A 14315-nucleotide genomic window follows, 5' to 3' on the forward strand; every position below is an offset into this window, starting at 1 on the left:
AGAGTAAAATGAGAAAAAGTAAATTAATCATCATAAGCATCATTGGAGCATTACTGATAGGATGTATAGGATACTTTGTTTTTCATAAAGAAGGAAATAATGTCGAGTTAATTACCGAAAAACCTCATTATGGAGATATTGCCACCAGTGTAACGGCAACCGGAAAAATTCAACCCGTAGATACTGTTGCAGTAGGAACTCAGGTTTCGGGTACCATACAAAAAGTGTTTGTCGATTTTAATTCCGTAGTAAAAAAAGGACAGTTGTTGGCACAGATTGATCAGTCATTGCTTCTTGCGCAGGTACAGCAAATTACAGCTAATTTACAGGTAGCAAAGAATAATTTGAGTTACCAGCAATCTAATTTTAACAGACAAAATGAATTATACAAAGCGGGAGGTATTAGCAGGGCCGATTTTGAAACCGCAAAAAACCTCTATGAAGTAGCAAAAGACAATGTCAATAGCGTTGCTGCTCAGCTAAGATCGGTACAAAAAAGCCTTTCTTTTACAAATATTTTCTCGCCTATAGACGGAACAGTTTTATCACGAAAAGTAAGCGAAGGACAAACGGTAGCAGCCAGTTTAAACACGCCAACATTGTTTAGTATTGCCAAAGACCTTACCAAAATGCAGGTTCAGGCCTCTGTTGATGAAGCCGATGTTGGAAACGTAAAAGTTGGTGAAAAAGCAACATTTACGGTAGATGCTTTTCCTGACGATGTGTTTATAGGAACCGTAATCGAAGTGCGTTTACAGCCTACTATTTCTTCCAATGTCGTGACCTATACTACAATAATCAACGCACCCAATGACAACTTAAAGCTAAAACCCGGAATGACCGCTAACATTATTATCTATACCAACGAAGTAAAGAATACTTTGCTTATTTCGGCAAAGGCAATTGCTTTTCAACCAGATTCTACTTTAGGAAAACAGTTTAAGATTAGAAATATTTTACAGGGGAAACACAAAGGAGGTAAAGGGTATCGCAATAAAGAAGGAGGAAATACAAATTCTAACCTTAAAGTTCCCGACAGTATCGATCATAAAAAAGCAATCGTATGGCAAAGAGTAGGAGATTCGATTGCACCAAAACACATAAAAATTGGGCTGGACGACGATATAAACATACAGGTAATTAAAGGACTATCGGCACAAGATGAAATTATTACAGGAGTTAATGTGTCAAAACAATCTAAAAGTTCTAAAGCGTCAGATTCCAGTCCGTTTATACCAAAACGTGGCGGAGGCGGAAAAAGATAATAATAGTGTAAGGATTCAAAGCAAACAATCATGGGAAGAAAAATTCTTGAAATACAAGACTTAACAAGAGAGTTCACGATGGGGGCTGAGATTGTCAGAGCGCTAAAGGGAATTTCTTTTGATGTAATAGAAGGAGAGTTTCTAACCATTATGGGAAGCAGCGGTTCCGGAAAAACAACCTTACTGAACATTTTAGGCTGTTTGGATAAACCAACTGACGGCAATTATTTATTAGATCAGGTGAATGTTAAATCACTGTCTAAGAATGAATTGGCAGCATTGCGAAACACCAAAATTGGGTTTATCTTTCAATCGTATAACTTATTAGCGCGAACATCCGCAATAGAAAATGTCGAACTTCCATTATTGTACAATTCTAAAGTATCTACAAAAGAGAGAAGAGAAAAAGCAATTCATGCCTTAGAAGCTGTAAAACTGGCAGATCGTCTGGACCATTTTCCCAATCAGCTTTCCGGTGGGCAGCAGCAAAGAGTGGCGATCGCCAGAGCACTGGTGAATGATCCCGTTATGATTCTTGCCGATGAAGCAACAGGAAATTTAGATACAAGAACCTCGTATGAAATCATGGCTTTAGTTCAGGAATTGAATACACAAGGAAAAACAATAATATTTGTAACTCATGAACCCGATATAGCTGCCTTTAGCAACAGAACCGTGATGCTTCGGGACGGAAGAATCATGAAAGATTTTACTAATCCAAACATAAAATCGGCCAAACAAATGCTGGCAGATTTTCATGTAGACGAAGATTATAAATATGAAAATAGCTAATCTTTTTCTGATCGCCCTAAAAGCACTGCGTCGTAATAAACTTAGAGCACTACTAACCATGCTTGGAATTATTATCGGAGTGGCTTCCGTAATTGCAATGGTAGCCATTGGACAAGGATCCAAAAAAAGCATACAGGATCAATTGTCCAGTATGGGATCAAACATGATTACAATTCGCCCCAACAGTAATGTGAGTGCAGGAGCCCGTTTAGACATATCCAGTGTGCAAACCCTTACACTAAGCGATGTAGAAGCGCTTAAAAAAGAATCCAAACATCTCAATGCGATTTCACCGGCAGTATCCAGTAAAGGACAAGCCATCAATGGCGCACTCAATTGGCCTACAAGCATGCAGGGCGTTAGTGTTGATTATCTTAAAATCAGGGACTGGCCATTAAAAGAAGGAATTGCCTTTAGAGAATCTGATATTCATACCGCAAATAAAGTCTGTCTCATTGGTCAGACCGTAGCTGATAACATTTTTCCCTATGGGGTAAATCCAATAGGACAAATCATTCGCTTTAATAAAATTCCTTTCAGAATTATAGGTCTCCTCGAATCCAAAGGTGAGAATGCATTCGGACAGGATCAGGACGATGTGATTATTGCGCCCTTTACCACCGTGCAAAAAAGAATAACAAACTCCATTTATTTGCAGAATATTTATGCTTCAACGGCTGATGAAAGTCAGACTCAGTTGGCAACTGATGAGATTGAACAAATTATGCGAACGGCACATCGACTGAAAGCCAAAGACGAAGATGATTTTTCGGTACGAACACAAGCCGAGTTAATCAACACCTTTAGCTCAACAAGTCAACTATTGACCGTATTATTGACGGCAATTTCCGGAATTTCATTATTAATTGGCGGTATCGGAATTATGAATATTATGTACGTTTCGGTAACCGAAAGAACCAAAGAAATTGGATTGCGAATGTCAATTGGAGCAAACGGAAAGGATATTCTGCTGCAATTTTTAGTCGAAGCCATATTAATTAGTCTCACAGGCGGATTAATCGGGATAGTAGTGGGAATAGTAGCTTCTGAGCTGATACAGTTTTTCCTGCATTGGCCCACTTTAATTTCAGAATCTTCTGTGATTCTTTCCTTTTTGGTTTGTGCTGTCACAGGTATTTTTTTCGGATACTATCCGGCATTAAAGGCATCGAGATTAGATCCAATTGAAGCCCTGCATTTTGAATAAGAATAAAATTTAATATTTTAGGATTTGTGTTACTTTTTAACTGGTAAGGTCAAAGTAAAATGAGCTTGTCACTAACGACAGAAATAAGTAATTTTAAACTATAAAAAGATATAAACTTTGAGTACAACAGAATTTATAACCCGACTTGTAATTGCACTGTTTGCCGGACTAATTATTGGTTTCGAAAGACAGTGGCACCATAAAGAAACCGGTTTAAAAACCAATATGCTGGTAGCAACAGGAGCAGCAACATTTGTTTTATTATCGATTAAAGTGGCGGCAACGGCACCCAATATTGATGTAACCCGTATTACAGCTCAGGTCGTTATGGGAGTTGGTTTTTTAGGCGCCGGAGTTATATTTAGAGAAGGACCCAATGTACACGGTTTGAATTCAGCCGCTACCATATGGTGTAGTGCTGCTATTGGCTGTATTGCTGCATCAGGCTATTTTATCGAAGCCTTGATCTGTACATTCCTCGTTACATTTGTCAACACAGTTCTCGAACCAATCGAAAGATGGCTTCGAAATCGAAAATAAAGACCAATCTTAACGGTCTGTTAGATGTGAAATGTAAAATGTGCCAGATCGTAATACCTCATGATAATTTTCACATACTTCGCGATTAAAAACAGCACGTCGTACAACTTACAGTTTACAGTCACAGTTTTCAGTTTTCAGTTTACAGTCTCAGTTTACACATCCTACGTTTCACAGTAAACGCAACTTAATTCTACAGTATATACATTCCAGAAATCACATCTGGCATTTTACATTTCAAAATGAACATAACTCATAATTCAAAACTCCCTCTCCTCACCACTTATTCCAAATAAAGTACTATTTATTACATCATTACTGCAGCTTGTTAATTATGAATAATTAGCAGTAAATGAGTGTATTAAATTTGTGCCTGAATTTAAAGACGGAGTAAATATGAGAAAGATAATTTTGAGTATTATGTGGTTAGTTCCTGTGGTAGTGATGTGTCAGACAGGGGGGCAAAAACATCAGACAAAGACTCATAAAGAATTGTCTAATGTATCATCACGTTTAGATCTAATTTGTAAAAGTAAAGAAATAATGATACCACGAACAACATTAAAAAGCAGATTTGACAAGTCTACTATGGTAGACAGGAATACCAAATTCATTTTGGTTTTTAATACAGCAAAAAATCAGGAAATTTTACCGGGTTATTATTATTGGTACGAAAATAAATGGAACAATTTGAAAAACCTGACCGAAGATGATGGTTTGCCAAAAGATAATGGAAAAGCAGGAGATCTCTTTTTTGATTACTCTACAAAAGATGTGTATTTTTATAATGGATCGATGTGGCTTTCAATGACAACAAGTGACGACACCTTTTACGAGGCAGTATTTGAAAACAAAAGCGGTGTTTTAAAATATAAGAATAGTGTAGGAGAAAAGGTTGTAATTAATCTTCCTCAGTTAGTGCCGAACTTTAATTACCCAAAAACAATTTCAGTAAATGCAGGAAAAGAAACCCTTAATTTTACCGACAACAGCGGAAGACTTACCATTCTAAAACTTGATATTTTACTGGCCAAAAGCAAAAATACAAATGTAACCTCAACATTTTAAGTAAAGCCAATTCATAAGAATCTAATTAATTATATCATACCCGACTGGTTTTTAAAATCTGTCGGGTATATTTTTTTATAAATGATTTGTATATCTGTGAAACGTTAGATGTGAAATGCAAACTGACAGACAGGATCATTATCAATTATCAATTATCAATTGCAATTAACATCTAACACACTTTTGTTTTGCTATTAAAAATAAATGTATTAATTTTGCAGTCCTTTTGGCAAAGAAGAGTTTCCATTAGGTATCAACTATTTATGTAAAACAACTTCTGTGTTTTCTACTGCTTTATGAAACTCGAGAGAAACAGAATACAAATTTTTTATCAGCATGTCTGAACAATTAAAATCACAAGAAGAGTTTTTAGCAAATTTTAACTGGCATAACTTCCAAGAAGGAATTGATGCAGTTGATGAGAAAAACTTATTAGAATTCGAAGAACTAGTTTCAAAAACTTTCATCGCTACAGATCAGGAAGAAGTAGTAGAAGGTGTAGTTGTTAGAATTACAGATAGAGACGTTATCGTTGATATCAACGCAAAATCGGAAGGTGTTATTTCTTTAAACGAATTCCGTTACAACCCAAACTTAAAAGTAGGTGACAAAGTAGAAGTATTAATCGACATCCGTGAGGACAAAACAGGTCAATTAGTATTATCTCACAGAAAAGCTCGTACTATTAAATCATGGGATAGAGTTATTGCTGCAAACGAAACAGGTGAAATCGTTAATGGTTTTGTAAAATGCAGAACTAAAGGTGGTATGATCGTTGACGTTTTTGGTATTGAAGCTTTCTTACCTGGATCTCAAATTGACGTTAAGCCAATTAGAGACTACGATGTATATGTAAACAAAATGATGGAATTCAAAGTGGTAAAAATTAACCACGAATTCAAAAACGTTGTTGTATCTCATAAAGCACTTATCGAGGCTGATATCGAAGTACAGAAAAAAGAAATCATCGGTCAATTACAAAAAGGACAAGTATTAGAAGGTGTTGTTAAAAACATTACTTCTTATGGTGTGTTCATTGACTTAGGTGGTGTTGACGGATTAATTCACATTACTGACCTTTCTTGGAGCAGAATCAACCACCCAAGTGAAGTTCTTGAATTAGACCAAAAATTAAACGTTGTAATCCTTGATTTCGATGATGAGAAAACAAGAATTCAATTAGGATTGAAACAATTAAACGCTCACCCATGGGATGCTTTAGATGCTAACTTAACAATTGGTGATAAAGTAAAAGGTAAAGTAGTTGTAATCGCTGATTACGGTGCTTTCATCGAAGTTGCTGAAGGTGTTGAAGGTTTAATCCACGTTTCTGAAATGTCATGGTCTACTCACTTACGTTCTGCTCAGGACTTCGTGAAAGTTGGAGATGTTGTTGAAGCAGTTATCTTAACTTTAGACAGAGACGATCGTAAGATGTCATTAGGTATCAAACAATTGACTCAAGATCCATGGACTGACATTACTTCTAAATACCCAGTAGGTTCTAAACATACAGGTATCGTTAGAAACTTTACAAACTTTGGTATTTTCGTAGAATTAGAAGAAGGAATTGATGGATTAATCTACATTTCTGACCTTTCTTGGACTAAGAAAATCAAACACCCATCTGAATTTGTAAATGTTGGTGAGAAACTTGATGTTGTAGTATTAGAATTAGATGTTGAAGGACGTAAATTATCTTTAGGTCACAAACAAACTACTGCTAATCCTTGGGATCAATACGAAGATTCTTTCGCTGTAGGAACTATCCACAATGGTGAAATTTCTGAAATCGTTGACAAAGGAGCTACTGTAGAATTCGGAGATGATATCGTTGCTTTCATTCCAACTCGTCACCTTGAAAAAGAAGACGGAAAGAAATTGAAAAAAGGTGATACTGCTGATTTCAAAGTAATCGAATTCAACAAAGAATTCAAAAGAGTAGTTGCTTCTCACACTGCTATCTTCCGTGAAGAAGAAGAGAAAAACGTGAAAGCTGCAACTGAAAATACTTCATCTGCATCTACTACAAATGCACCAGCTGCAACTTTAGGAGATAACAATGATGTATTAGCTGCATTAAAAGCTAAAATGGAAAAAACGGAGAAAAAATAATTCTTAGTTTCCTCTAAATAGAAAGTCCCACAGCAATGTGGGACTTTTTTTTGTTTCAGTATTTTTGAAAGAATAAATTTTAACAGAAAAAGTTGTGTTATAGTTTTGAAAACTTATTTTTGTATGAAAATACCACCTATGAAGAAACTCTACTTTTTAGTTCTTGCTTTATGTTTTTTTAATGCTTTGAAAGCGCAAAATGTGAATATTCCGGACAAACGTTTCAAGGATATGCTCCTTAGAACTCCGGGTATAATTAACAACATTGGAGTTTTTAAAGATTTAGAGGGAAAGCCATTAAAAATTGATGCGAATAATGATGGCGAAATACAGGAGAGCGAAGCTTTGCAGGTGAGCTACATAGATGTTCACGGTGATGGTGCCAATGGATTTATTCTATCATTAGACGGAATTTCTAAATTTACTAATCTTAGAACATTAATCTGCGACAAACACAAAATTTCGAGTTTGAATATTGCCCCTTTAACAAAACTCGAAACTCTAATTTGTAATAATAATAGAATCAATGCTTTGTTTACAGGGAATCAGACTGAACTTCTTAGCTTAAATTGTTCCTATAATTCTATAAATGGTTTGGATTTAACCTCTTCAACTAAACTTAAAGAGGTTAATTGTGGAAAAAATCCGCTTTATGCAGTGGATATAAGCGGATTGACTAATCTTAAAACCTTGGCCTGTGATGAAACGAAACTTAGCTCTTTAAACCTTAACGGTTTAGTAAGTCTTACCTCTGTAAATTGTGAAGAAAACCTTCTGACATCTTTAGACGTGAGTAATCTGGTAAATCTGGAAGCGCTTGATTGTTCCTATAATAAATTAGAAACAATAAAATTTGGAAATTTACCTAAGCTAAAAACTTTATATTGTTATGTCAATCAATTGACTTCATTTCAATCTACCGGATTAGAGAATCTGGAATCATTAAGCTTAAATTATAATAAAATCAATTCGTTAGATTTGAGTAAATTATCAAAACTCGAATTTTTAGGCGCAGCAGGCAATCAGTTAACTGCGTTAAAGTTAACAGATTTGCCAAAATTTGCTTCGCTTCAGGCTGAGAATAATCTACTTCAGGAAGTGGATATAACAAATTGCCCAAATCTTGTCGTTTTGGTTTTGTATAATAATAAATTGATTTCGGTAGATATCAGTCAATTTAAGAAACTGACAAGCTTGAGTCTTGATACAAATCCCGATTTAGTGAGTTTATCTCTGAAAAACGGATCTCCTGATAAACAGCTGTATGCAGATATCACCAAATGCCCAAATCTGAGATACATCTGTACCGATGATTTTAAACTAAAAACAATTCAGGACTTAGTAAATAAGCTTGGATATACAAATTGTAATGTGAACAGTTATTGTTCTTTTGTTCCGGGAGGTGATTTTTATACCGTAAGCGGAACAAGTAAGTATGATGAAAATGCTAATGCCTGCGGTACAGGAGGTATTATTTTTCCGGATTTAAAATTTTCCGTAAAAAGCAGTACGACTAACGGAGAGTTGATTTCTAATAATTTAGGTTCTTATTCTATAGCTGTAGGAGCAGGGAATTACACAATTACACCACAGCTGGAAAATCCGGATTATTATAAGGTAGCCCCAACAAGTATTAATACCCTTTTTTCGAAAGAAGCAAGTAGTTCTGTTGTTCAAAATTTTTGCATTACCGCAAATGGTTCTCATCCTGATTTAGAGATCGCTCTTATTCCTGTAGAGGCTGCAAGACCTGGATTTAAGGCAAAATATAAATTAGTGTACCACAATAAGGGAACAATGACACAGTCGGGCTTGATTAAATTGACTTTTGATGACGCAGTTTTAGAATGTCTTTCTTCAAATCCTTCTTTTAACACCAAATCTGTAAATAATTTAGAATGGAGTTTTGTCGATTTAAAACCATTTGAAAGCAGAGAAATTGCATTTACTTTGATTACTAACAGGCCGACAGATGTTCCTTCTGTAAACAATGGCGATATTTTAAAGTTTGTTGCATCAATTGATTCCGAAAAAATAGATAAAACACCGTTAGATAATATCTTTTATTTAAATCAAACGGTATTGGGGTCGCTTGATCCAAATGACAAAACTTGTTTAGAAGGTTCCGTCATCACTCCAAGTTTAATAGGAGAGTATGTGCATTATCTGATTCGTTTCGAAAATACCGGAACATTTGCTGCAGAAAATATTGTAGTAAAAGACATAATCGATTTGACAAAATTTGATATTTCGACTTTAGTACCAACAAATTCAAGTCATCCTTTTGTAACTAAAATTTCGGAAGGAAATAAAGTAGAATTTATTTTCGAGGGTATCCATCTTCCCTTTGATGATGCCAATAATGATGGTTATGTAGCGTTTAAAATCAAAACAAAACCAACTTTAAAAGTAGGGGATACATTTGAAAACGACGCTAATATTTATTTTGATTATAATTTTCCAATTTTAACCAATAAAGCAACTTCTACCTTTAAAAACATAACATTAGGAAAAGAAGATTTTGATTTTTCAACTTATTTTACGGTGTCTCCAAATCCTGCGAGTGATGTTTTAAATATTAATACTAAACAGGATATAGAAATACAGTCATTAGCTGTTTACGATATTTTAGGACAGTTGGTAATAGCGGTTCCAAATGCAAAATCAGTTTCTACAGTTGATGTTTCAAGGCTTACAACGGGGAGTTATTTTATAAAAGTGAAATCAAACAAAGGCAGTTCCGGAGTGAAATTTATTAAAAAATAAGAGTTCAATTTAAAGTAAAACAGCCGTCTCAAAATTATTTTGAGACGGCTGTTTTTTTTATGGAGTATTGTTAGATTTAATGCAGAAAAACTTAAGAGTAAATTTTAAAAGGATTATTTTGAAGCTAATAATTTTTCTTCTTCTTCTGGAGTATAATCATCAACAATAGAATAGGAAGTTATACCTATAATTTTCATTTCGTCTATTATATCAACCAAATTGCCATAATTGGATTTTTGGCTGGGCTTAATAATTACTGTAATTCCTCTTCCGGGTTTTCCTAATGCAGCTGAATATTCTAAAACTTTTTTATTTCTTTCAAACAGCACTTTTCTAATTCCATTTTTCCCATATTTTGTTGCTTTGGGAGCGTCAATAGGAATGTATGGCAAGCCCGTGTAAGTAATGATTTTGTTGTTTTTTCCTAACAGTATGGTCATGGATCTATTCTCTTCATGATGAGGAGGAGGGCAATCACAACAACCTCTGTCTGCACCAGTATCATATACTATAACTTTTGGTTTCGCCAATTCGATGGTTACCATAAAAAATATAATCAGCAAAAATGAAACACTCACCATTGCAGTTAAATCAACTCTTGCATTTAACTTTTTACTTCTTACTTTTTTGGGAAGATTTTGCATAATAAATTGGTTTTGATTCTAAAGTTATAAAAATATATTGAATTGAAAACAGTTGCTCAAAATTGATTTTGAATAATAAGAATGATAGGTTGTAAACAGGTAATTCCACCTGCTCTGTACAGGATTTTTTGATGTAATTTAGTACAGTTTTAAAGCACTGAAAATTCCAGCATTTTACAGAGAATCAATCAAATAATCGATTGATTTTTCTGACGGCTTAATTCCCTCTAATCTATTAATCATTAAACCTCATTTGTTATGGATATAGTAACCGATCTTACCGCCGAAGCAATATCCTATCTGAATCTTTTTCAGGGTATTTTAAAAAGTAATCGCGATAATTCATTTCCCAAAGAATTTTTGGATAGAAATTCCTGGAAAAATTTAGGAGAAAATAATAATCATGATTATGGTATAATGGAGGGATTGACTAAGAGTCAGAAAGAAGAGATTTCAGATTTAGTCTGGCATAGCCCGGATAATCGTAATGATGAAATTCTCATTAGGATATATTTGGATACTGTTTATGATCTATTAGATTGGCTTGCTTCTAATATTGCTATAAAACATAAAGATAAAAAGTCATCATCTGAGCTCTTATTGTTTAGAGCACCTTTTTTTTGGAGGCAGCAAATACGGGCAATGCTTTATAAGAAAAAGCTTAAAGAGCGTGAAAAGCTTGCAGCAGTACTTCGATATATGCCAGTACAGGTGATTCAGGTTATTTGCTATAAAAGCAATTCAGATTATGAGATACGTCTTTATCAATTTTATGTGGCACTAGATAATACATATGATTACTCGGCTATTTTAAACGAAGTTGATTCCGGTAATCATGAAGCATGGTGGAAAAAAAACAGAGAGGAGGCTCTGAATTATCTTACCAACGACGAACTGCTTCTGGAAAAATTGATAAATAAAGATTTGGACAGTGCAAAGAATGAATTTCCATTGCCGTTTGAAACATTTTTCAATGCTGAACTAAATGAAATCAGAGACGCACGTATAAAAAGGATTGAAGAAGGTCAGGCATCAAAAAAAGGGGATAAGACTCCGGAGGAAGAAAAGAATGAAACAGTTGCTCAGGATTCTAAAGCTAAAACATTAGATCCGATGCTCAGAGCTGTAGACATGGAGCTTGTTGGACTAGCTTTTTCAGGTGGAGGAATCCGTTCGGCTACCTTTAATCTTGGAATACTCCAGAAATTGGCCAGTCTGGATGTTTTAGATAAGATCGATTATATCTCGACAGTATCGGGTGGGGGATATATAGGAACATGGTATACTTCGTGGATAATGCGTTCCGGATCTCTGAGTAAAGTTACTGATATGATATGTCCGGATAAATCTTCCGATCCGTTTGCCGATGAAGTTCGCCCGATACGCTGGCTCAGGATGTTTAGTAATTATCTTTCACCAAACGTAGGCATAATGTCTCCGGATGCCTGGACGTCAGGATTAACATGGCTAAGAAATACTTTAGTCAATCAGACGGTATTGTTATTACTACTGCTCACGGTTCTTTCAGGTATTTTAACGCTTTACAAAGTTTGGGAAGGCCTTGGAGAATTGTTACAAAGAGTTAAGACGGGCAATGAATGGCTATTTTCTTTGTATAATGGAGTGATGTTGGTTCTCGCAGCTATTCTTGCAGCATGGGCCATGGATTTTAATAGTAAATCTGGCCAAGAGAAAACGGCAGCGCATTCTTCAAAAAAAAATAATGGACGTTTTGGAGCATCTACAATAGAATTTTTACCGCACTTACTCATCATTTGGAGTGTAGTTTGTGCTTTGCTGATGAGTGCATTTTTGATTAATAATGATTTGTATGATGTTTGTCCTGATGGGAAGCCTGTTAATTGGTTTCTGATCGTGGTATCTTTACCGTCATTTTTGGCATTGATAATAGTCGCTATATGGGGAAATTATGATCAAAGATGTGATTTGATTGAGTCAGGCAAAGCAAATGTAGTAGTAAAAGAGGTCTCTAATGAAGAAAAAAAGAGTTTGAAAAGTGAGTTGACCACGGTCAAAAATTGGGCTGTGATAGGTTTTTCTTCAGCCTGTGCTTCTGTTCTAGTTGGCTGGTTGTTTTATTTGTTTTGGAAGAATATTAATTTTATGGCAATAGAGATTCGTACAGGCTTATATAGTATGTTTGGTTTAGAATCAAAATTATGGGATAATGAAGTTTTCGAATCCAAAATAAAACTATTAATAAGTATTCCTATTGTTCTTGAAATCTTTACTCTCGCTATAATCTTAAGAATGGCGATCATGGGCAAAGTATTTCCGGATTATCGCAGAGAGTGGTGGGGAAGAACAGGAGCTTATCTGCATCGATTTATGTTTTTCTGGATTCTTATTTGTTTTACGGCATTAATTATGCCTGATTTATGGGCTAGTTTTAAAGCCGAGGACGCTTTGATAGGGATACCTATTACCGGTGGCTGGGCGGCAATAGTAGCCTGGGGTGTAAAAATAGCATTTTCGTCTAAAGGGGATGAAGACCCAAAAAAGTTTGCGGGCTTTATGAATAAAATCGCTAAGATTGTTCCGTTTGTTTTTATGATTGGGGTGCTTCTTTTAGGTTCTGCTATTATAGAGATGATAAAAAAAGCAAACAAGGGTTTTGTCGACAATTTCTGGAATAATGTCATAGTAACTGTTGTATTAGCCGTTGTTACATTTTTATTGAGCTGGCGTGTTGGAGTCAATGAGTTTTCATTGCATCATTTTTATCGCAACCGACTTATAAGAGCCTTTATGGGGGCTACCCGAACCAGAGAAGACCGTATTAAAACTGCAAATGCATTTAGCGGTTTTGATACCAAAGATGATATACTGTTGTCGTCTATGACGGTTAAAGACGGTTATTTTGGTCCTTATCCTATTTTGAACACTGCACTTAATGCTACTGTTGTTTCGGCATTAGATCGTCAGGATCGTAAAGCAGAATCCTTTGTATTTACCCCTTTGTACTGTGGTTATGATTTTAGCCCCACACGGGCGTCTACCTATAATGTGGATCATGTGTACGAATACGGTTATCGTCCTACTAATAAGTTTTCTAATGAAAATGGAGGACCAACTATCGGGACCGCCATGGCCATTTCAGGAGCAGCAGTAAACCCGAATTGGGGCTACCATTCTTCGGCACCTATGGCTTTTCTGCTGACCATTTTTAACGTTCGTTTAGGCTGGTGGATTGGTAATACCAGGCTTAACAAATGGAAGTTTTCTAATCCGGGAACTGGTCTGGCTTATCTTATTTACGATTTGTTTGGTAAATCCGATATCAATATGGATTATGTAAGTCTTTCAGATGGAGGTCATTTTGATAATATGGGGTTGTATGAACTGATCAGGAGACGTTGTCATCATATTATATTGGGAGATGGCGAACAAGATCAGGATGTTGCCTGTGAAGGTCTTGCCAATGCGATTAGAAGATGCCGTATTGATTTTGGTGTGGAGATTGCTTTTAAGGATTTTGATACTATTACAAAACGTGATGGCAAGTCAGGGAAACACATTATTAAAGGAACAATTAAGTATCCCGGTATTGCAGAAAAAGGCACCTTGATTTACATAAAAGCTGCGTTAACAGGAGATGAACCTATTGATATACGTGAATATGCTCTGGCTAATCCCGATTTTCCACAGCAGTCCACAGCAGATCAGTTTTTTGATGAAGCACAGTTTGAGAGCTATCGTAAACTGGGGTATCATTCAATCAGTCGTAAAACAGAATTGGGCTTTACATGAATCAAACGATTCTCAGAAAAAGCAATGATTTAAGATTAATATTTTTAAGTGAAAAGAAAAAGAAGTTCGATTTTTTTAAAATTATTTTCTTTTCTAAAGCCTTGTTATTTAGCGGATTTTGAAAAATATTCAGTATAATGTTAGTTT

At 35.3% G+C, this 14315-nt stretch carries 9 protein-coding genes; 8 read left to right on the top strand and 1 reads right to left on the bottom strand.

The genetic code is table 11. The features are described from left to right. Window positions 1–8: 8 nt before the first annotated feature. The 7 genes from OLM58_RS17835 to OLM58_RS17865 all read left to right on the top strand — a co-directional run bounded on the left by OLM58_RS17835 (window position 9) and on the right by OLM58_RS17865 (window position 9753). Window positions 9–1265: an efflux RND transporter periplasmic adaptor subunit gene (locus OLM58_RS17835; protein ID WP_264529968.1), complete on the top strand. Its 1257-nt coding sequence runs from the start codon at window positions 9–11 to the stop codon at window positions 1263–1265. A gap of 30 nt (window positions 1266–1295) precedes the next feature. After that, window positions 1296–2057 (top strand): ABC transporter ATP-binding protein, encoded by a 762-nt coding sequence (locus OLM58_RS17840; RefSeq protein WP_035747104.1) that lies wholly within the window; start codon window positions 1296–1298, stop codon window positions 2055–2057. Further along, the gene (locus OLM58_RS17845) at window positions 2044–3264 is read left to right on the top strand and encodes an ABC transporter permease (RefSeq protein WP_264529969.1); all 1221 of its coding nucleotides are present in this window, start codon (window positions 2044–2046) and stop codon (window positions 3262–3264) included. The genes OLM58_RS17840 and OLM58_RS17845 overlap by 14 nt, the downstream gene beginning before the upstream one ends. A 117-nt stretch (window positions 3265–3381) precedes the next feature. After that, window positions 3382–3804, top strand: a complete 423-nt coding sequence (locus OLM58_RS17850; protein WP_264529970.1) for an MgtC/SapB family protein — start codon at window positions 3382–3384, stop codon at window positions 3802–3804. Window positions 3805–4200: 396 nt separating this feature from the next. Further along, a complete protein-coding gene (locus tag OLM58_RS17855) occupies window positions 4201–4872 on the top strand; it encodes a hypothetical protein (protein ID WP_264529971.1) in 672 nt (223 codons plus the stop codon). Between the two features lie 336 nt (window positions 4873–5208). Then, complete coding sequence (rpsA, locus tag OLM58_RS17860; protein WP_017498660.1) at window positions 5209–6987, top strand: 30S ribosomal protein S1; 1779 nt, start codon at window positions 5209–5211, stop codon at window positions 6985–6987. Between the two features lie 123 nt (window positions 6988–7110). Next, window positions 7111–9753 (top strand): T9SS type A sorting domain-containing protein, encoded by a 2643-nt coding sequence (locus OLM58_RS17865; protein WP_264529972.1) that lies wholly within the window; start codon window positions 7111–7113, stop codon window positions 9751–9753. A gap of 113 nt (window positions 9754–9866) precedes the next feature. On the opposite strand, the gene OLM58_RS17870 is transcribed toward OLM58_RS17865, so the two are convergent. Beyond that, window positions 9867–10397, bottom strand: coding sequence for an ExbD/TolR family protein (locus OLM58_RS17870; protein ID WP_264529973.1), 531 nt, complete (start codon window positions 10395–10397; stop codon window positions 9867–9869). Between the two features lie 258 nt (window positions 10398–10655). On the opposite strand from OLM58_RS17870, the gene OLM58_RS17875 reads away from it, so the two are divergent. Next, complete coding sequence (locus OLM58_RS17875; protein ID WP_264529974.1) at window positions 10656–14168, top strand: patatin-like phospholipase family protein; 3513 nt, start codon at window positions 10656–10658, stop codon at window positions 14166–14168. The last annotated feature ends 147 nt before the right edge of the window (window positions 14169–14315 follow it).

The organism is Flavobacterium sp. N502540 (assembly GCF_025947365.1).
Taxonomy (GTDB): domain Bacteria; phylum Bacteroidota; class Bacteroidia; order Flavobacteriales; family Flavobacteriaceae; genus Flavobacterium.